General features: G+C 37.7%; 18 protein-coding genes and 1 tRNA gene. 12 read left to right on the forward strand and 7 right to left on the reverse strand.

The features are described 5' to 3' along the window. The first annotated feature begins 42 nt into the window (after window positions 1-42). Window positions 43-375 (forward strand): 2Fe-2S iron-sulfur cluster-binding family protein, encoded by a 333-nt coding sequence (locus DZ858_RS04895; RefSeq protein ID WP_117158405.1) that lies wholly within the window; start codon window positions 43-45, stop codon window positions 373-375. 171 nt (window positions 376-546) lie between these two features. Here the strand turns inward: DZ858_RS04895 and DZ858_RS04900 are convergent, their stop codons facing one another. The 7 genes from DZ858_RS04900 to DZ858_RS04930 all read right to left on the reverse strand — a co-directional run bounded on the left by DZ858_RS04900 (window position 547) and on the right by DZ858_RS04930 (window position 6,239). Beyond that, a complete protein-coding gene (locus DZ858_RS04900) occupies window positions 547-1,254 on the reverse strand; it encodes an SGNH/GDSL hydrolase family protein (protein WP_117158406.1) in 708 nt (235 codons plus the stop codon). Between the two features lie 25 nt (window positions 1,255-1,279). Beyond that, window positions 1,280-2,176 carry a metallophosphoesterase gene (locus DZ858_RS04905; protein WP_117158407.1) on the reverse strand — a complete coding sequence of 299 codons (897 nt, stop codon included), beginning with the start codon at window positions 2,174-2,176 and terminating at the stop codon, window positions 1,280-1,282. Between the two features lie 40 nt (window positions 2,177-2,216). Then, window positions 2,217-2,990 carry a DUF3050 domain-containing protein gene (locus DZ858_RS04910; RefSeq protein WP_117158409.1) on the reverse strand — a complete coding sequence of 258 codons (774 nt, stop codon included), beginning with the start codon at window positions 2,988-2,990 and terminating at the stop codon, window positions 2,217-2,219. 74 nt (window positions 2,991-3,064) lie between these two features. Next, the gene (locus DZ858_RS04915) at window positions 3,065-4,243 is read right to left on the reverse strand and encodes an acyl-CoA dehydrogenase family protein (RefSeq protein ID WP_117158411.1); all 1,179 of its coding nucleotides are present in this window, start codon (window positions 4,241-4,243) and stop codon (window positions 3,065-3,067) included. A gap of 50 nt (window positions 4,244-4,293) precedes the next feature. Next, window positions 4,294-5,010, reverse strand: coding sequence for a tRNA1(Val) (adenine(37)-N6)-methyltransferase (locus DZ858_RS04920; RefSeq protein ID WP_239990719.1), 717 nt, complete (start codon window positions 5,008-5,010; stop codon window positions 4,294-4,296). 129 nt (window positions 5,011-5,139) lie between these two features. Beyond that, complete coding sequence (rimM, locus tag DZ858_RS04925; RefSeq protein WP_117158413.1) at window positions 5,140-5,667, reverse strand: ribosome maturation factor RimM; 528 nt, start codon at window positions 5,665-5,667, stop codon at window positions 5,140-5,142. 14 nt (window positions 5,668-5,681) lie between these two features. After that, entirely contained in the window at window positions 5,682-6,239 is a 558-nt protein-coding gene (locus DZ858_RS04930) for a 30S ribosomal protein S16 (protein WP_117158415.1), read from the reverse strand. A gap of 333 nt (window positions 6,240-6,572) precedes the next feature. On the opposite strand from DZ858_RS04930, the gene DZ858_RS04935 reads away from it, so the two are divergent. From DZ858_RS04935 to DZ858_RS04990, 11 genes are all read left to right on the forward strand, one after another. Continuing rightward, window positions 6,573-7,022 carry a ferritin-like domain-containing protein gene (locus DZ858_RS04935; RefSeq protein WP_117158416.1) on the forward strand — a complete coding sequence of 150 codons (450 nt, stop codon included), beginning with the start codon at window positions 6,573-6,575 and terminating at the stop codon, window positions 7,020-7,022. 172 nt (window positions 7,023-7,194) lie between these two features. Beyond that, window positions 7,195-11,547 (forward strand): DNA polymerase III subunit alpha, encoded by a 4,353-nt coding sequence (gene dnaE, locus DZ858_RS04940; protein ID WP_117158418.1) that lies wholly within the window; start codon window positions 7,195-7,197, stop codon window positions 11,545-11,547. Window positions 11,548-11,658: 111 nt separating this feature from the next. After that, on the forward strand, window positions 11,659-11,976 hold the full coding sequence (gene trxA, locus DZ858_RS04945) for a thioredoxin (RefSeq protein WP_117158420.1): 318 nt from the start codon (window positions 11,659-11,661) through the stop codon (window positions 11,974-11,976). Window positions 11,977-12,093: 117 nt separating this feature from the next. Continuing rightward, entirely contained in the window at window positions 12,094-12,645 is a 552-nt protein-coding gene (locus DZ858_RS04950; protein ID WP_117159524.1) for a ClpP family protease, read from the forward strand. 12 nt (window positions 12,646-12,657) lie between these two features. Continuing rightward, window positions 12,658-13,590 (forward strand): DUF58 domain-containing protein, encoded by a 933-nt coding sequence (locus tag DZ858_RS04955; RefSeq protein WP_117158421.1) that lies wholly within the window; start codon window positions 12,658-12,660, stop codon window positions 13,588-13,590. Between the two features lie 73 nt (window positions 13,591-13,663). Next, a tRNA-Asp gene (locus DZ858_RS04960) sits at window positions 13,664-13,737 on the forward strand. A gap of 230 nt (window positions 13,738-13,967) precedes the next feature. Next, window positions 13,968-15,188: a site-specific integrase gene (locus DZ858_RS04965; RefSeq protein WP_076547111.1), complete on the forward strand. Its 1,221-nt coding sequence runs from the start codon at window positions 13,968-13,970 to the stop codon at window positions 15,186-15,188. 99 nt (window positions 15,189-15,287) lie between these two features. Then, a complete protein-coding gene (locus DZ858_RS04970) occupies window positions 15,288-16,193 on the forward strand; it encodes a hypothetical protein (RefSeq protein ID WP_076547110.1) in 906 nt (301 codons plus the stop codon). A gap of 20 nt (window positions 16,194-16,213) precedes the next feature. Then, entirely contained in the window at window positions 16,214-16,528 is a 315-nt protein-coding gene (locus DZ858_RS15375; protein ID WP_179004449.1) for a hypothetical protein, read from the forward strand. 94 nt (window positions 16,529-16,622) lie between these two features. Then, window positions 16,623-17,018, forward strand: coding sequence for a hypothetical protein (locus DZ858_RS04985; protein ID WP_228547182.1), 396 nt, complete (start codon window positions 16,623-16,625; stop codon window positions 17,016-17,018). Window positions 17,019-17,137: 119 nt separating this feature from the next. Continuing rightward, window positions 17,138-21,553, forward strand: a complete 4,416-nt coding sequence (locus tag DZ858_RS04990; RefSeq protein WP_117158423.1) for a CusA/CzcA family heavy metal efflux RND transporter — start codon at window positions 17,138-17,140, stop codon at window positions 21,551-21,553. The last annotated feature ends 16 nt before the right edge of the window (window positions 21,554-21,569 follow it).

The raw sequence follows: 21,569 nt of genomic DNA on the forward strand, positions 1-21,569 counted from the left end.
TCACAAACTTTCAAAATCTTGTGAGGTCTTTTGCGTAAAGATATGGCACAGGATATAAAAATAACCATAATAGATAGGGAGGGTAAAAGCCATCAAATTGACGCTCCAACCGATATGAATATGAACCTTATGGAAGTGGTGCGCTCCTATGAGCTTGCTCCGGAAGGAACCATTGGTGTCTGTGGTGGAATGGCGATGTGCGCTTCTTGTCAATGTTATGTTCAAAGTGACCACGAACTCCCTGAAATGAGCTACGACGAAGATTTAATGCTTGCTGAAGCGTTTCACGTTAAAGATAACAGCCGATTGGGATGCCAAATACACATACACCCTGAAATGGATGGTTTGCAAGTGAAATTGGCTCCAGAGAGCTAATTCCAGTCATCTCGACCGTAGGGAGAGATCGCATCCTAATTGTAACGTCCTACTTATCATTTCGACTGAAAGGAGAAATCACATCCTGTTATTCACGCTTTACTTTTCAATTGTTATTTAGGATTAAGAAATTGTGTGATTCCTCGTTGTTCCTCCTTCGGAATGATAACTTTATTTTAAAATCTCAACTGCTTTCACAGACAATAGCTTCACAAACTGGTTATACGCTTCTTTTGAAGGATGCAAACCATCTGAAGCGACCAGAGTTTCATCCTCTAGCCCTTTTCTGGTAATCGGAGTAATATTTACAAAAGCAGCAACACCTTCTTTTTCTGAAATGTTCTTTGCGTATGCATCATATTGACCTAATTCTTCTGAAATTTTAGATGGATTGTTCTTCGTTTGTCCAAAAGGTGTAAACGCATAATCCGGAATGGAAACTACAATCACATTGTCTTTATTACCGCCAGCAAACTGTATGGCTTTACTTAACAATTCAGGAAATTCTTTTTCGTAAGTAGAAAAGGGTTGTCCTTGATATTGATTATTAACCCCAATTAATAAGGTAACAAGATCATATTTGTTTGAAGGTTTTTGTTGCGCTATAGCGTTTAATAAATCGGTGGTGGTCCAACCGGTTTTGGCAATGATTTTTAAATCGCCTTGCTCATTTAAACGCTGGTCAAGCTCTTTTTTTAACTGTTCAGGAAATCTGCAGGTATCACAAACACTTTCGCCAATGGTATAACTATCGCCAAGGGCCAAGTATTTATAATCTGAGGTTGAATCTTTATCCTTAACGGTTCCTTTTTGTACGGAACAATTCAGAAATAAAAAGAAGCTTGAAAGTAACGTTAATATAGAAAAGGTCTTTATCATAGTATGTTATTTACGTGAAATTATTTTATTCGGTTTTGTAATCGATTAATTGTTGCGGTCCTTCCAGAAGAATACGAACGACTTTTAATGTACCGTCTTCGGTAGTGGAGATGTTCCATTTTACGAGTGAAATTTCGCCATTTTCTATTTCTAGCCCGGTAATGCTCCGTGGGTGCACGCAACTACCGTCGTTAAAATAGGCTATATCTCTAGGTTCAGGAAACCGGGGGCGATGGGTGTGACCCGTTATGGTAAAGATGTTGTCGTTATCAACAATCCACTTTTTGGTACGTCGTTCTACTTTTATGAGTTCTTTGTAATTACGTGCCGGACTCGTGGGGTCGCCAATACCAAAAACCTGCAAGGGCCGCCAAAGGGCACGTACTAAGAAACGATTGAATTTCCACCCGTGGTAATTCATCCAATCGGCTTGGTGGCCGTGGAGCATAAAGATCTCCTGCTGTGTTTCTTCGTGTTTTAAAATCAATCCTTCGGTGAAGGTTATTTCAGGAAAAAGCGGGTCGTCTTTTCCCGTTACTTTATTAAAATAGCTGAAGAGATTTTTCTCGATATACTTTTCATTTTTATACACCATATCATGGTTGCCAATTAAACGGTACAATTTGTTTTCCGCATAAAATTTCCGAAGTAATTCAAATACATTTTGGTGTGCTTCAAAAACAGATTGAAACGTAAGGTTTTCCCACAATTCATCGCCATCGCCCAATTCGCAATAGGTAAATCCTTCTTTATAATAATACTCTAAAGCGTGAAAGTAGATGTTCCGGTTGTTGGCAAACTCATCGGCAAAACTGTTGTCACCTCTGTGGCAATCGCTAAAAACGATAAATTTTGAATGGTCGTTAAAAGAAACACGCCGCGCATTCCTGTAGGCGTTCGTAATTCTTTTTTGTGAGGACATCGATGGTTTCTTTGTTTAAAGATACAACTTGCCTCGAGTGCTATGCAAGTTTGTCGTTTAAAATTTCAGAAAGTACGCCTTCCCATAACTGTTCTCTTGCTTGTAACGATTGCACGATGGTCCGTTCGGCTTCGCGCCATTTTTTACCGTCATCGCCACAAAGGTTCTTTACCATTTGCAGAGCCATAGGACCGTGTTCGTCTTCATCTAATTCAATGTGGCGGTCAAAATAGTATTTAAACTCCGTTAAATCTTCTTTCGGGAAGTTTTGTTGAATTCTTTTAATAATTTCTGAAAACATTTCCGGAATTAAATCCTCTCTGCCAAAAGTAAAAGCGGCCGCTATTTTATGAGGTTTGTTTTCTTCAATAACCGAGAATGTATAAGTTAAGGATTTTTGTACAGCTTTGGGGACATCAGATTTTTCAATCGCTTCGGAAATAGAAGTGCTTTTTAAAAGTTTTAAAAAATCATTCATTGGAGTCGTATTCGCCTTTGCTTTTTTCATAGCATCGAGGTACATTTCAAAATGACTCTGACGTTCTCCTTTTAAGTTTATATCGGTTTCTTCAGCTAATACAATTTCATTGATTAAATACCGAGTTTCTGGTTCACCATTAGGTATCCACGGAACAGCTGTACACGTTAAGTTGTTTTGCAATGATTTAAGGAGCGACATAAAATCCCATACGGCAAACACGTGATATTCCATAAAGGTTTGCAGATGTTCTGGGGTTTTTATCTCACTATATAATGGATGCTGAAGCAGTGTGTCGCGATAAGGCTTTATTCTTTTGTTTATTTGGGCAATCATAGCTGTTTTTTAGCAAAAATAAAAGGCTTCACCTTTATAGGGAAGCCTTTATCAAAATTTTAATACCTAATTTTTTACTTAAATGCGTTTTCACCAGTAATATCCAATCCAGTAATTAATAGGTGAATATCGTGTGTTCCTTCATAAGTGATTACACTTTCTAAGTTCATCATGTGGCGCATAATGCTGTATTCTCCAGTGATGCCCATTCCGCCTAGCATTTGTCTAGCTTCGCGGGCAATTTTTATAGCCATATCTACATTATTTCGTTTTGCCATGGAAATTTGTGCAGAGGTAGCTTTTCCTTCATTTTTTAGTTGTCCAAGGCGTAAAGCTAATAGTTGTGCTTTTGTGATTTCAGTAATCATTTCAGCTAATTTTTTCTGCTGTAATTGAAATGCTGCAATAGGTTTTCCAAACTGCACACGTTCTTTTGCGTAGCGTAAAGCTGTATCGTAGCAGTCCATTGCCGCTCCAATAACTCCCCAAGAAATTCCGTAACGAGCAGAATCTAGGCACCCTAATGGTGCGCCCAAGCCACTTTTGTTGGGTAATAAGTTTCCTTTAGGGACTTTTACGTCTTGAAATATTAACTCTCCAGTTGCACTAGCGCGTAAAGACCATTTGTTGTGTGTTTCTGGAGTAGTGAAACCTTCCATACCACGCTCCACAACCAAGCCGTGAATGCGTCCTTCTTCATTTTTTGCCCAAACAACAGCAACATCACAAAACGGAGAATTTGAAATCCATAACTTAGCTCCATTTAATAAATAGTGATCCCCTTTGTCTTTAAAGTTGGTCACCATCCCAGCTGGATTACTTCCGTGATCAGGCTCTGTCAATCCAAAAGAACCCATCCATTCACCAGTAGCTAATTTTGGCAGATATTTTTTGCGTTGTTCTTCATTACCATATTTCCAAATAGGATACATAACCAATGAAGATTGTACTGAAGCTGTAGAACGAACACCACTATCACCACGTTCAATTTCTTGCATGATAAGTCCGTAGCTAATTTGGTCTAAACCTGCTCCGCCATATTCTTCAGGAATATAGGGGCCAAAAGCACCTATTTCAGCAAGTCCTGGAATAATAGATTTTGGAAATTTAGCGTCTTGAGCTGCTTCTTCAATTATTGGAGATACATCGCGTTTTACCCAATCGCGAGCAGCATCGCGTATAAGCTTATGCTCTTCGGTTAATAAATCGTCGATATTATAATAATCTGGAGCTTCAAAAAGGTCTGGTTTCATGGTTTCATATTTTTAAGGAATACAAATGTAGAAATCACGACTTTAACCTCCTACATTTTCAAGTAAAAATCACGCACCAAGTTTTTATAAGCTTCAGTATAGTTGTGGCGACTGATTTCAATAACAAGATTTTCAATTTTAGGAGAAATTTCAGAAAATGAAAACTCTAAAAGGCTTCTTTTTTCTTCGGTAGTTTCTGTGCCGCGAACTCTGCAAATACGATTAATAAAAAGCCCTTTGGCAAAAGCTAATTGAATAAAACGTTCTTCTTCTCTCTTTGGAATAATAATAGAAAAAATACCGCTCTCAGAAAGTAAAAGAGAAACACTAGTCACTAAATGTTCAAAGGGTAAGGCTTCGGTAAAACGTGCTGTATCTCGAGCAGCATTACCTGAGGTGTAGTCTTCAGAATGAAAAGGCGGATTAGAAACAATCAAATCGTACGTCTCGTCCACCATTTCTTCAGTAAATTCATTTAAATCTGCGTGATAGCAAAACAAACGATCGCCCCAAGGCGATGCTTCAAAGTTTTCAACACATTGTTCATATGCGTTTTCATCTATTTCAATAGCGTCTATAAGTTCTGCGGTGCTTCTTTGTGCGAGTTGTAAGGCGATTATTCCAGTTCCTGCACCAATGTCTAAAATAGAGGAGGGATTGTGTTGTAGTGAAGTCCAAGCACCTAACAATACGCCATCGGTGCCAATTTTCATTTCACAATGATCTTGCGCTACAGTAAATTGTTTAAAGTGGAAAGGTTTGTTCACGATTAGGTAATTCAAATTATTTTATAACAAAGATAAATGATGTGGGTGGCTGAGTGATTCGAGTAACAAGAAGCGCGCTGCACTGAGCTTGCCAAGGTGTATCGAAGCCACGAATACGTTCATGACCTCCTATTCAAGATACAACTCAATCAATCCTTCCGGTGCGGTTATACGGATGTCTTTCTTTTCGCGGTCTACTTTTTCAATTAAATCGTCACTAACAGGAATTAAAACTTCTTTTCCGTCGTGGTCAATCTCAAACAAAGCTTGCGCAGTAGTGTCGTTTACACCAGTTATAGTCCCGACAGTACCAAAATTGGTATCGGTAACGGTAAAACCTACTACTTCGTGAAAGTAAAATTTGTTGCCGCTAAGTTTAGGTAGCATATTTAAAGGTAGATACAATTCATCTCCCAATAAGTTAGTAGCATCGGTTTCGTTTTTCACGCCTTCAAATTGAATACGGAGTAAGGTAGATTTGTGTAAGGAAAGTGATTCAATAAAAAATGGAATCAAATTTTTGTTGTGTTCAACAAAAACCGATTCCATTTCCAGAAATTGTTCAGGGTCGTCTGTATCTAGCTTTGCTAGCAGCTCCCCTTTAAAGCTGTATTTTTTAACGATTTTGCCTAAGTAGAAACAAGCTGACTTTTGCATCGTTAGGCTACGCTTTATTCTTCTTCTTTTGCAGCATCATCAGTAGTAGGAGCCTCTTCGGCTGCCTTTGCTTCTGCTTCCGCTTTTGCCTTAGCCTCTTCTTCAGCTTTCGCTTCATCTTCAGCTGCTTTGGCTTCTGCAATACGTGCATCACTAACTGCTTTTTCAGCTGCTAAAGCTTCTGCTCTCGCTTTTTCTTCAGCTTCTGTTAGTTTTGAACGTTTCCCTTCAACTTTCTTAGCTTTTTCTTCTAACCAAGCGTTGAATTTTTCTTCGGCTTGTTCTTCGGTTAATGCACCCTTACGAACACCTCCTGCAAGGTGGTTTTTAAGCAAAGCTCCTTTGTAAGAAAGAATAGCTTTTGCCGTATCGGTTGGTTGCGCCCCGTTTTGAAGCCAGTTTACAGCACCGTCCACATCTAGTTCAATGTGAGCAGGGTTAACGTTAGGATTATAAACACCTAATTTTTCTAGGTATTTACCATCTCTTTTCACTCGGCTGTCTGCAGCCACGATCCAGTAAAAAGGTTTTCCTTTTTTACCGTGTCTCTGTAATCTAATTTTTAAAGGCATACTATAATTAATTTTTGAGGTTCCCGACCCCGGTTATAATTTTGAGTTTGCAAAGATACAGCATTTTTTGTTTGAAAGTCAACCCAATATAACTTTTTCTTTCTTTTCTGAAATTTTATTAATCATCACCTTTTTTCTTCAGAATTAAAACAATAATCCTTCATTTTACCAGAAGCAACACAGTTCCACTGTTTATAAGGGTTAAACTCTGTTAAATTATTATAAGCTTAGGTTAATTGTTCGTCAAGAGGACTTTTATAAGTTATATTAATATTAGTTGAAGATTGATGAAGAAAGCAGCCAATCACGGACTGAATGTAAAATAAACTAATTATGAAGTACACAGAAGATATATCAAAAAGAGTAAACAACTTGTTAGAAAAGAATTATGACGCCGAAAAAGGATATAAAAAAGCCGCAGAAATTGTTGATAACAATAAATTGAAGCAGTTTTTTAATGAACAAGCTCAAAATCGATACGATTTTGGACACCAACTTAAAAGTGAAATAGAAAATTTTGGTGAAACCCCTGATAAAGGTGGAAGTGCTAAAGGTTCTATGCACAGAACGTGGATGGATATTAAAAGTACATTTACATCAAACGATGAGCAAGCTATTTTAGAAGAAGTGAAAACTGGGGAAGAAGCTGCTATTGAAGAATACAATGAGGTTATTAACGATACGACTTTGCCTCCAACGACACAGAAAATTTTAACGCAACAACGCAATAATGTGCAGACCACATTACAGAACGCAAAAAATTTCGAAGCAGTATTATCCTAAGATAAAATGCTATGAGAAAGAAGAGAGACCGGTTATTTTTCCGGTCTTTTTTTATGTAAAAAGTTAACAACTCGTAGCAAGTTTCTTTCCTTAACTGTTGGTCTTTTTTTATTTTTACTTTTTTCAGAACGTATTCTGAAAACTTCTTATTTCTGAAACTAGACCGAGACCCATGTACCTGATTTTTGACACCGAAACAACCGGATTACCTAAGCGATGGAACGCTCCAGTAACTGATACCGACAACTGGCCAAGATGTATACAGATAGCTTGGCAGCTACACGATGCAATGGGGAATGTCATTGAGCATCAAGACTACTTAATACAGCCGGAAGGTTTTACCATCCCGTTTGATGCGGAGAAAATTCATGGAATTTCTACTGCCTTAGCACAACAAAAAGGTATTCCTTTAGCTGATGTTGCTGAAAAATTCGCAGAAGCTTTATCCAAAACAAAATTTGTAGTGGGTCAAAATGTAGGTTTCGATCTTAACATAATGGGAGCAGAATTCCACCGTTTGGAAATGCATAACCCATTGCCACAATTACCCGTTTTAGACACCTGTACCGAAACTACCGCACAATTGTGTCAAATTCCCGGAGGTCGAGGCGGTAAGTTTAAATTGCCGACGCTAACCGAGTTGCACGAGTTTTTGTTTAACAAGCCTTTTGCTGAAGCCCACAACGCAACTGCCGATGTGGAAGCAACTACTCGGTGTTTTTTAGAGTTGGTTAGAAGAAATATCTACACTGAAAAAGAACTAGATGTACAGCCAGATTATTTCGAGAAGTTTTCAGAAGAAAATCCAAAAGAGATTGAATTAATTGGTTTAAAACACATTAATCTTAAAAAAGCTTCTGAAAAAATAAGGAAAGAAATTGAGGCAGCGACACAGACTGAAACCATTTCTTCCGAAGAAATAAAAGAAAACATTGCTACGCTTGAAGAAACGGCTTTTTCACACCTTCATAACCATTCGCAGTTTTCTATTTTACAATCCACTTCATCTACTCAAGACTTGGTAAATGCAGCTATTAAAAATGAAATGCCCGCCGTAGCGCTTACTGATAGTGGGAATATGATGGGGGCTTTCCATTTTACAAAAGCGGTAAATTCATATAACGCAGGTCTTCCCGAAGAAGAAAAACACAAAGAATTAAAAGCAATTGTTGGATGTGAATTTTTTGTTTGTGAGGATCATCTTAACAAAAACCACAAAGACAATGGCTACCAAGTTATTTTGCTGGCTAAAAACAAAAAAGGCTACCACAATTTGGCCAAAATGGCTTCGATTGCTTATATCGAAGGGTTTTACTATGTACCGCGTATAGATAAAAATGTAGTTGAGAAGTATAAAGAAGATATTATAGTGCTTACCGGTAGTTTGTATGGGGAAGTACCTGGAAAAATATTAAACGTAGGTGAGCATCAAGCGGAAGAAGCATTAATCTGGTGGAAAGAGCAATTTGGTGACGATTTGTATGTAGAAATTATGCGTCATAATCAAGAAGATGAAAAACGCGTAAACACCGTTTTAATTGAGCTGGCTAAAAAGCATGAGGTGAAATTAGTGGCGTGCAACAACACCTATTATATTGACAAGGAAAATGCCAACGCTCACGATATTTTACTCTGTGTAAAAGATGGTGAAAAGCAAGCTACGCCCATTGGTAGAGGTCGTGGGTATCGGTATGGATTGCCAAACGATCAATATTACTTTAAGTCTCAGGAGGAAATGAAAAACCTCTTTAAAGACCTGCCAGAGGCGATTAGCAACATTTCAGAAGTTGTCAATAAAATTGAATCGTATACGCTGGCAAGAGACGTTTTGCTTCCTAAGTTTAGTATTCCTGACGAATTTCAAGATCCAAAAGATGCTGAAGACGGCGGAAACCGAGGTGAAAATGCATACCTAAAATACCTAACCTTTAAAGGTGCTGAAAAGCGCTATCCAGATATCACCCCTGAAATTGAAGAACGCCTTAATTTTGAATTGAGCGTAATTGAAAACACAGGATATCCGGGTTATTTTTTAATTACCGAAGATTTTATTCGTGAAGCTCGAAATATGGACGTTTCGGTAGGGCCGGGACGTGGATCTGCTGCCGGTAGTGCCGTGGCATATTGTTTGGCAATTACGAATATTGATCCAATTAAGTACGACTTGCTTTTTGAGCGTTTCTTAAATCCGGATCGTGTGAGTATGCCTGATATTGATATTGATTTTGATGATGAGGGCCGAAGCCGGGTGATGGATTATGTGATTGAAAAATACGGTGCAAATCAAGTAGCGCAGATTATCACCTATGGTACGATGGCGGCGAAGTCTTCCATTCGAGATACCGCTCGGGTGTTGGATTTACCATTGAATGAAGCCGATAGGATTTCGAAGTTGATTCCGAATATGACCAAGCTGAATAAGATTTTCGGTATGAGTGAGCAGGAATTGCGAAGTAAATTTAGAAGTGATGAACTTCCTAAGGTTAATGAATTATTGAACCTTTCAGAAGGAAGTGATTTAGAAGCCGAAACCATCAACCAGGCTAAAATATTAGAAGGATCGGTTCGAAATACTGGAATTCATGCGTGTGGAGTAATCATAACCCCAGACGATATTACCAACTTCGTGCCTGTTGCCTTGGCAAAAGATTCCGATTTATATGTAACCCAGTTTGACAACTCGGTAGTGGAAAGTGCCGGTTTGTTGAAAATGGATTTCTTGGGATTGAAAACCTTGACCCTAATTAAGGACACGGTTAAAATTGTAAAACACAAACACAATATAGATCTCGATCCAGATAGTTTTCCGCTAGACGATGAAGAAACCTATGCGCTTTTCCAGCGTGGGGAAACGGTAGGGATATTTCAGTATGAATCTGCAGGGATGCAGAAGTATATGAAAGAGCTAAAACCTACCGTTTTTGCCGATCTTATTGCAATGAACGCGCTGTATCGTCCGGGTCCATTAGAATATATTCCAAGTTTCATTCGAAGAAAAAACGGAGAGGAAGAAATTGAATACGACCTTCCAGCGATGGAAGAATATTTACAAGAAACCTATGGAATTACGGTTTATCAAGAGCAAGTGATGCTGTTGTCGCAAAAGCTAGCTGATTTCAGTAAAGGTGACGCCGATGTCTTGCGGAAAGCAATGGGTAAAAAGCAAAAAGCCGTACTGGATAAAATGAAACCACGTTTTATTGAAAACGCTTCCAAAAAAGGGCATGATGCCGAAAAATTAGAAAAAATTTGGAAAGACTGGGAAGCATTTGCAAGTTATGCGTTTAACAAATCGCACTCTACTTGCTATGCTTGGATTGCTTATCAAACAGCCTATTTAAAAGCTCATTACCCTGCTGAATATATGGCAGCGGTGCTTTCTAATAATATGAACGATATTAAGCAGGTGACCTTTTTTATGGAAGAATGCAAACGGATGGGCATGACAGTTTTAGGGCCCGATGTAAATGAATCCTTCTATAAATTTACAGTAAATGATCAAGGAAATATCCGTTTTGGAATGGGTGCTGTTAAAGGGGTTGGTGGTAATGCCGTGGCTACTATTGTTGACAACAGAAAAGACGGAAATTACAAATCTATTTTTGATTTAGCTAAGCGAATTGATTTACGAGCGGCCAACAAAAAAGCCTTTGAAAGTCTAGCATTGGCAGGTGGTTTTGATAGCTTTGATACCCACCGCGCGCAATACCTACACGATGAAGGCGATGGGGTGATGTTTGTTGAAAAGGTGTTGAAGTATGCTTCAAAATATCAGGAAACGCAAAACTCGTCTCAAGTAAGTCTGTTTGGTGAAGCCAGCGATGTGCAAATTCCTGAACCGGAAGTTCCACCATGTGAAGAATGGGGAACGATGAAAAAATTAAAATTAGAGAAAGATGTAGTTGGGGTTTATATTTCTGGACATCCGTTAGACGATTTCAAATTAGAGATGAAATATTTTACAAACTGTAAAGTTTCAGATTTTAATGAACTTGAAAAGTTTGTAAATAGAGAGCTAAGTTTTGGTGGAGTAGTGAGCGATGTGCAACACCGGGAATCAAAAGCCGGTCGTGGCTGGGCTATTTTTACAGTTGAAGATTATAATGACAGTTATGAGTTTAAAATTTTCGGAGAAGATTATTTAAAATTACGCCACTTTTTGGTGCCTAATTCTTTTATCTACGCACGGGTTTTTATAAAAGAGGGATGGACAAACCGAGATACAGGTAAAAAGAGCGAGCCACGCATTCAGTATTCGAGCATGTTGCAGTTACATGATGTAATGGAAAAACACTCCAAGAAACTAACGATACGCATGCCTTTGGAAGATCTTGAAAATGATAGAATAGACCGTTTAAAGGATTTGTTTACTATTCATAAGGGAGAAAAACAGCTACACTTTCTGGTGTATGAGATGGCAGATAAGGTAAAATTGAACATGCCAAGCCGAACTCAAAAAATTGAAATTAATAAAGAGCTTTTAGACGAATTACAGCAAGAACAGGTAAATTTCAGGCTCAATTAAGACAGAAATACTATCAACAAAAACAATAAACCTATTACTTAAAGTAATGTTAGGGCTGTAAGGTTTAGCCTAAAAAATGACTACTTTTGCATAACAATAAAAAACAAAATTATGGCTTTAGAAATAACTGATGCAACATTTGACGAAACCGTTTTAAAAAGTGATAAACCGGTAGTAGTAGATTTTTGGGCAGCTTGGTGTGGACCATGTAGAATGGTAGGACCAATCATCGATGAGATAAGTAAAGACTACGAAGGCAAAGCTGTTGTAGGTAAAGTTGACGTTGACGCAAATCAAGAATTTGCAGCTAAATACGGCGTTCGTAATATTCCAACAGTATTGGTTTTCAATAAAGGAGAACTAGTTGGAAGACAAGTAGGTGTTGCGCCTAAAAATGTATATGAAGAAGCGATTGATCAGCTTTTATAAGAAGAAAATTGAAAAAGAAAAATTAAGTTGAAAAGGCTTGGCGATTTGCCGAGCCTTTTTTTATTTTTAGTAAGTTTACAAGAAGTACATAAACACAAGTGTTTTAAAACAAATAATATGGAAAAAGAAAAAGTATATAAAGTACAAGATAAAATAGATAACCAGCTTTTAAGCGAACGAAAAGTGTTTCTTTGGGGACAAGTAGATGATAAAAGTGCCCGTCACGTAGTAGATAGATTATTGTATTTAGATTCATTAAGTAACGAGGAAATTAAATTTTACATCAACAGTCCAGGAGGGTATGTAACCTCAGGTTTTTCAATGTACGATACGATTAAACAGATTAAAAGCCCTGTTTCAACTATTTGTACTGGTTTGGCAGCTTCTATGGGAAGTATTTTATTGTCAGCTGGAGAAAAAGGGAAACGATATATTCAGCCTAATGCTCGGGTGATGATACATCAGCCAAGTGGAGGAACAAGAGGACCTGCAAGTGATATTGAAATTACGGCTCAAGAAATTTTAAAGACGAAAGAATTAAGTGCTCAAATTTTAGCCGATAATTGTGGTCAAAAGGTTGAAAAAGTAATGAAAGATTTTAACCGTGATCATTGGATGGATGCTGAAGAAAGTGTTGCCTATGGTATTGTGGATGGAGTATTAAAATAAAAGTCACCTCGCGTGGATCTTCAAAAAGAAATAAATGAAATAACCGGATTTAAAAACTTAGAACTGCTTGCAAACCAAGTGGTAGAAGGTTTTATTTCCGGTTTACATAAAAGTCCATTCCACGGATTTTCAGCAGAATTTGCTGAACATAAAATTTATAATCAAGGCGAAAGCACCAAACATATAGATTGGAAATTGTTTGCCAAAACCGATAAGCTGTATACAAAACGATATGAAGAAGAAACCAATTTGCGATGCCATATAATTATTGATAACAGTAGTTCGATGCATTATCCTAAGATAAAGCAATTTGGGATCAATTCTTTAAATAAAATAGGGTTTACGGCTTTGGCTTCTGCTGCAATCATGAACCTACTAAAAAGACAACGAGATGCAGTAGGGATGAGTATTTATAGTAATGAATACGAGTTTTACGCCAATGAAAAAGGTAGCGAACGGCATCACCAAATGCTATTAGGAAAGTTAAATGAAGCGATACAAAAGACTGCAGAAAAGAAAACAACAAAAACCTATTCGCACCTACACTTAATCGCTGAAAAACTAAAAAGGCGTTCGTTGGTTTTTTTATTTACCGATATGTTTCAAAGCGATGCTGAAGAAGAAGCTTTGTTTGAAGCATTGCAGCATTTAAAATACAATAAGCACGAAGTGATTCTGTTCCATACTTTCGATAAAGAGAAAGAACAGAATTTTAATTTTAGTAATCGCCCGAAGCGCTTTGTAGATGTAGAAACAGGTGAGCATATTAATTTATATGCCGAAAACATTAAACAATCTTATGAAACTGCTGTAGCTAATTATTTTTCAGAATTAAAATTGAAGTGCGGTCAATACCGAATTAAGTATGTAGCAGCTGATATTAATGAGAGTTTCAATAAAATTTTGACTACCTATTTAGTAGAGCGTCAAAAGTTTGGGGGATAGAAGTAAATTTTTTTCAAAAAATGTTTGTCAGAATGAAAATGCGTGGTATATTTGCCACCGCTAAGATAGCAACGGTCTGGTAGTTCAGTTGGTTAGAATACCTGCCTGTCACGCAGGGGGTCGCGAGTTCGAGTCTCGTCCAGACCGCTAAATGGGAAATCAAATTTCCTCAAAACCTTGTAAATCTTATGATTTGCAAGGTTTTATGTTTTTAGGGCAATCATATAATTTCATATCATTTGCATCTAAAAGGTCACAAATCGTCAACATATTTTTTTATCTGCGATTATGTTGACAGATTGACGTAACTTACTGGTGTTAGTATAGTTGATTTGACTTTCGTCTCACTAAATGTTTAATCATTAAAGACGACAATTATGCGAACTTCATCAACATTTTCAATATTGTTTTGGGTGTACGGAAAACGTGCTGTAAACAACAAAGCAAATATCTACATTCGGGTTACCTTAAACGGTAAACGTGTCAACATTAGTCTCAAGAAGAAAATCAATATTTCTACTTGGGATGAAAAACTACAAAGAGCAAGTGGGACCGATAAGGATTCCCGTATTCTCAATCTTTACTTGAACGAAGTACAATCAAAAGTATATAGGATTTACGAAGATTTCAAGAGGGATGAAGTGCCTTTCACTTCCCAAATGGTCAAAGCCAAATTTTTAGGCGAAGATAAAACACGTTTTTCCTTTCAAAACCTTGTTGATTACTACAATGAAAAGATGCAACATAAGTTGCATAGGAATACGATGGGTCAATATAAGACCAGTCAACGTTATATGATGGAATATATTCTAAAGGAATACAAACTGACAGACATCCCACTTTTCAATCTTGAATATGGTTTTATCGTGGGCTTTGAAGATTTTCTTCGGTCGTATGTACCTAAAAGCGGACAATCTAAAATTGGCAATAATACCGCAATGAAGCATATTAAGCGTTTACGCAGAATGGTTACTCTTGCCTATCGGATGAAATGGATTGAAAGAGACCCGTTTGTCAATTTTAAAATGAAAATTGAAAAGAAAGAACGTGGTTTCCTTACAGATTTTGAATTATTAAGTATTGAAGATTTGTCTTCTTCCATAGAGCGTCTTATGGTTGTGAAAGATTTATTTGTTTTTAGTTGTTACACCGGTATTTCTTATGTTGACATTGTACAATTAAATGAAGATAATATTGTAATGGGTATAGATGGTAGTCCTTGGATAATGGCCGAAAGAGTAAAAACAGGTGCACCATTCAAAATTCCACTATTACCCAAAGCTGCAATCTTAATAGATAAATACAAAGACCATTATAGAACCAATGACACATCCAATCTTTTGCCCAAGTTATCTAATCAGAAATTGAACAGTTATTTAAAGGAAATCGCTGACCTATGTGGTATCAAAAAAAACCTGACTTTTCATATGGCGCGCCATACTTTTGCTACCACAGTAACTTTAAGCAATGGTGTTCCAATAGAGACAGTATCTAAATTATTAGGGCATACCAAACTATCCACAACACAAATCTATGCAAGGGTCGTTGAGAGGAAAGTGAGTGATGATATGGCGCTTCTCAAATCAAAAATTGGTTGATGAAATTTTATAAGCATTTACTAACTGTTGAAATCTTCAATTGAGATTTTAACAGTTTGCATTTTCATTCCACTACCTTTACAGACTAAAATAGTGTGTATGATTATAAAGGTAAAATGGGAAGATTTTAAAGAAGAAATCGATGGGTTTGTATCTACTGGAAATGCAATTGTCGATAAATATAGGTCTTCAAAAACAGAAGATGAATTTAATAATTTTAAGGAAGAAAAACAATCTTGGGAAAATACTGTTGTTAGCTATGTTCGAGCATCTTTTGAACCAGAAAACAGAAATTTTGCAAATGAGTTTAAAGCTCAAAGAGGATATAATACTGGCTTTAAATTAGGGACTGACCAAAAAATTAAAAATGAAATTCAAGCCCTAAAAGATGAAATCAACGGGCTTGACTACTACTTGAAAATGTTATTCATTTCAGATGCAATTGTAAGGCCAGATGAAATTGATTTGAATGAACGTCAAAATCTTGACACCGAAGGCATACTCGAACTAATACTTTCAAAACTATATGACCTTTATAAAGATGGTAAATACCATTCTATTAACTGGATTCTTGAAGGCAATGGAATTAAATTAAACGGTCGTGGCGAAGATTGGGACTATGGAAGAATGCTTGAAAACCGAGGATTTATTGAATGTATGAATGGCAGGAATGTAAATGCCAAACTGAAATTGGAAGGTAAATATGCCATTGAGCAATCAAGAAAAGCCCAGACAACGGACTATTCCAAAATTAGTAATTCCGATGAGGAACTGAAAGAACTTATAAAACAGGTTCTCTCGAAAATTGAAGGTTTAGGTTTTGGACAGCAAATTATTTTCGACGAGTTCGATGAGCTTCGCGATGACATTCCGCATTTGAGCAAAAAGTCATTTGGTCAATTATTAAAATCGAAACTTGGCGATTTAGTAACAGCCAAGGCATTTGATAAGGCATTAGCGAGCGAAATATTCAAAGAATTTACAAGTCAAGTATTGCCATTTTAATTTATGAGGTTACGCAATACGTGTTTTCAGATAAACAACGTATCTATGGTAAATCTACAGTTTCCTTCTTCGTAAATAATCTTGAGCCAGATGATAGTGTAACACGAACTTTTGAGAGTGAAGATGAGACCGTGAATTGGCTTATGGACAATGACGATTACCCAAGAATGTTATTTGAAAACCTATTTCACACATCCAATTCTGTAATATTTCATTGCGGTGTTAAAGAGCCTATTACAAATTCCTATTCAAATGCTGTAAAAATTATATTGACATTTTTCTTTCACAACAACCATACGCTATCAAACAAACTTCATCCACAAAGAGGCAGATGATACATTAAATAGTGTGATTAATTTCTGATTTCATACTGCTGATTAATCTTTGCACAGCCTGTGCATCGATTAATTTGTATCTTTGTCAAACTTTATGAAAATATTCTTTTCCATATCAATGTCAATTTTATTCTTTTTTCAGGGAATTAGCATTGATATGGACTTTTGTGGACCAATTAAAGAAATTTCAAGCATTATTACCCATTATCAAGACCATAAAGTTTATGGAGACTCTTTCCTTGAATATGTAGTTGAAGATTACATTGACAATGATGCAAAAAATGAAGGGCATCATAATAACCCAGATAAGGAGAATACACCAGTCCATTCCCATCATCAATGTTGTCACCCTTTAGTATTAATTATTGCGAACAACAATTCGGTTTTAACCAATCGACTAAAGTTTGAAGAGAAAAAACAGTTTAACTTACATAAAGTAAACTTCACTTCCAGATATCTGGAATCGCTTTTCCAACCCCCTAAAGTATAATTCAGTTTTTTTTTAGGATAGCTATATCCTACCGTGATGCTTTTCAAAGTAAGTATCGCATCATAAACGTATTGCACCTCTTTGCATTGCGATGTTTAAACTGAATTAATACTTTTTCTATGATTAACAAAATCATTTCATTTTCCATTAATAACAAGTTTATTATTGGGCTCTTTATAGTGGCACTTGTAGGTACGGGCATTTGGTCTATGGCCACTATAAATCTGGGTTCTGTACCCGATATTACCAACAACCAAGTACAGGTTATTACAGTGGCCCCAAATTTAGGTACTGAAGATATTGAGCAATTTGTTACCTATCCGGTAGAATTGGCAATGGCAAATCTTCCTGACGTTATCGAGCTGCGTTCAGTATCCCGTTTTGGGCTGTCCGTGGTTACCATTGTATTTAAGGACGAGGCAGGCACTTATCTTCCCCGGCAATTGGTACAAGAGAAATTAACCGAAGTTGCTGGAGAAATCCCCGAAGGCTTCGGCACGCCATTTATGGCACCAATAACTACAGGTCTGGGCGAAATCTACCAATACACCTTAAAATTAAAAGAGGGCTACGAAGATAAATACGATGCAATGGAGCTTCGTACCATCCAAGATTGGATTGTAAAACGTCAAATGGCATTAGTCCCCGGAGTGGTCGAGGTCAATGCTTTTGGAGGTTATGTAAAACAGTATGAAGTTGCAATAAATCCTAATAAGCTGAAAAGTTTCGGTATTACAATGAATCAGGTCTTTGAAGCCTTGAAAGTCAACAATGCCAATACTGGTGGTGCTTACATTGAAAAAAACCACCAAGCAAATTTCATTCGTGGAGAAGGTTTGGCACGTAGCATTGAAGATTTGGAAAATACAGTTGTAACCACACAAAACGGAAGCCCTGTTTTAATACGGGATGTCGCCGAAAAAGTAGGCTATGGTAATCAAGTGCGTTATGGTGCGTTTACCCAAGATGGACACGAAACTGTTGGTGGACAAATTTTAATGCTGAAAGGCGAAAGCCCAGGCAACGTAGTCGAAAATGTGGAGAAGCGCATTGTAGAAATACAAAAATCCCTACCCGAAGGCGTTTACATAGATACATTTTTAAGCCGAAGTGAACTCATTGGAAGAACCACAAGCACCGTTGAAAAAAACCTTATTGAAGGTTCATTGATTGTGATTTTTGTGCTTGTCTTGCTTTTGGGAAGTTTCCGTGGCGGCTTGATTACCGCTTCGGTAATTCCTTTGTCATTATTGTTCGCATTTATTTTGATGAAACAATTTGGAGTATGGGCAAACTTAATGTCCTTGGGTGCAATCGATTTTGGAATCATCGTGGATGGTGCTGTAATCATTGTGGAAGGAATGGTATTCCACATTCATCAACGGATGAAAAAAACCACAACCGCCATAGACCAGTCTGAAATGGATGAAATAGCCTATGAATCGGCAAGTACGATGATGAATTCGGCATTTTTCGGACAATTGATTATCCTTATTGTATTTACCCCCATTTTGTTCTTAACAGGTGTTGAAGGAAAAATGTTCCGTCCAATGGCATTTACCTTCGGATTTGCAGTTTTAGGAGCGATTATCCTTTGTCTTACTTATGTTCCAATGATTTCTGCAATGTTCCTAAAACCTGCTAAAAATCAGAATAGTTGGTTTGCCAAATTTGAAAACAAGATTGATAGGTTCAGTGATAAAATAATGTCCGGTTTAAACAGAGGGTATGTACCATTGCTCAATTTTGCACTTCGCTTTCGAGCTGGTGTCGTGATTGGCGCAGTTGCTCTATTACTGATTGCAGGATTTATTTTCAGCAATATGGGTGGCGAATTCATACCTAAATTTGATGAGGGCGATATTGCGTTTCAAGCGTTGATAAAACCGGGGAGCAGTCTAACAGAGTCCATTGAAGCTTCAAAAAAACTTCAAAATCTAATTAATGAATTTCCAGAAGTAAAAACGGTAGTTTCAAGGATTGGTGTGGCCGAAATACCAACAGACCCAATGCCTATGGACATTGCCGATAGTTACATTATTCTTGAAAAAGATAAGAGTAAATGGACTTCCGCAGATAGCAAAGAAGAACTCATAGAAAAAATACAGGAAAAAATTTCAGTCGTTCCCGGCGTAAATTTCGTATTTACCCAACCCGTAGAACTTCGTTTTAATGAATTGCTTACCGGTGTTCGTGAGGACGTGGCAATTAAATTGTACGGCGAGGATTTAGAAGTGTTAGCCGACAAGGTACAGGAAATCGCAGCGGTCATCAGAACCGTTCCCGGAGCGGCTGACCTCAATGTGGAAGCTACAAGCGGTTTACCTCAAATGACGGTGGAATATAACCGTGCAAAAATGGCCCAATATGGTGTAACCGTTGACAAGTTGAACGATTATGTAAGTGCATCATTTGCAGGCGAACAGGCAAGTGTGATTTTTGAGGGCGAAAAACGATTCGATGTGGTCATTCGTTTGGCAAAGGAATTTAGACAGGACATCAACAGCCTTAAAAATCTTTATATCGATTTGCCAAACGGAGCGCAAGTGCCTTTAAAGGAAGTGGCAGATATCAGCTACAAACCCGGGCCAATGCAGATTTCAAGGGACAATACCTCTCGTCGTATTTCGGTTGGTGTAAATGTTCGTGGGCGCGATGTGAAATCGATGGTCGAGGAAATACAGCAAAAATTGGAAACGGACGTGAAACTACCGCCAGGTTATTTTGTAACCTACGGAGGTTCGTTTGAAAACCTTCAACGTGCTTCAGACCGATTGATGATTGTAGTGCCTATTGCACTTTTCCTAATATTCATATTGCTCTATTTTGCATTGAGTTCGTTCTCACAATCCCTAATGATTTATATGGCAGTGCCCTTGGCGGCTATTGGTGGCGTGTTTGCCCTTTGGATAAGGGGAATGCCTTTTAGTATTTCTGCCGGAGTAGGTTTTATTGTGCTCTTTGGAGTTGCGGTTTTAAACGGGTTGGTACTGATAAACAAATTCAATGAACTAAAAGAAAGTGGAATGACAGACTTAAAAAAACGAATATACGAAGCAACGCACGAACGTTTACGACCAATTCTGCTGACGGCAACGGCGGCCATTATGGGCTTTATCCCGATGGCGATTTCTACCTCTGGTGGTGCGGAAGTACAACGTCCCTTGGCAACAGTGGTTATTGGCGGTTTGATAACCGCAACATTTTTAACGCTTGTAGTCCTTCCTGTATTGTATTATTGGCTCGAATCGAGAAAGGAACGAAACAATAACGATGGAGATGTAAGTTATGTCAACAAATCAACGAATATTGTAACTGTATTATTGATGGTTGGCGGTTTGATGGCTTCTGGAACTGCGTTTGCCCAAGACATCAATCAAGATGGTACAATTCCAAAAACATTGACCATTGATGAGGCCATTGCTCTGGCAAAACAGAATTATCCATCCCTTAAAGAGAGCCAAGCTTTTATTGAACGGGAAAAGGCTATGAAAGGCACCAGTTTTGACCTTGGTAGCACCCAAGTTTTCACGGGCAAAGAAGAATATGGCAATAATCTTCCTGGAGTACAGACCACCGTTGGTGTACAACAGGGCAATATTGATTTGCTTTCCGGATTTTCAAAATCGAAGTTTTACAAAGAGCGTATTGCCTTGGGAGAAAAGTTTTATGTGGCAAGTGAACAACAATTGGTGCGTAATGTGATGCAGGCGTATGACCAAATAAATTATTACAAGGCACAGTTGCGCTTTGCAGACCAATTGGACAGTATTTATGCCAATTTTAAGACCGCTGCCCAACTTCGGTATGATACTGGAGAAACAGGTAAGTTGGAATTTATTTCGGCCTCTTCCGAATTTCAACAGATTCAAGTATTAAGGCAACAAGCTTTTGATGATATTGAAATAGCCAAACGTGCCTTAAAACAATATTTGGGAACGGATGAATCCATTGAAACGATTAGTGAACCATACAAAACATTGGATTTTATGGCGACATTAGATTCCACTTCGGTAGCGAATAACCCAATGTTGCAATATGCCTTGCAAAATGCCGAAGTAAGTAAAGCAAACGTGGGCGTTGAGAAATCACAATTCCTACCGAAATTCAGCTTATCGTATGGCAGACAGGTTGTGGATGAAGTGTCAGGCTTCAACACCTATCAGGCAGGTATTAGTATTCCGTTGTGGTTTTTTCCGCAGAAGTCGAGGGTCAAGGCAGCCAAGGCAGACGCAATGGTAGCAGAGAATCAATATTTGGAACAAAAGGCCGTCACGGAAAGTCGTGTGTCGCAATTGACCAAATCCCTTGAAAAAACAAAGAAGATTTTGCAATATTACGAAGAAGGTGCACTACTCTTGGCAGAAGAACAAATTACCACCGCACAATTGGCATCTAAAGAAGGCGAAATAGATTACGTCAATTACATCACGATTCTCAATAGTGCCATCCGCATTAAACAAAACCATTTACAATACATCAATCAGTATAACCAACAAACCATTGATATGCAATATCAATTGGGCAATTTATAACCTTAAAAAAAGAGAA

The organism is Marixanthomonas ophiurae, from assembly GCF_003413745.1.
Classification (GTDB): domain Bacteria; phylum Bacteroidota; class Bacteroidia; order Flavobacteriales; family Flavobacteriaceae; genus Marixanthomonas; species Marixanthomonas ophiurae.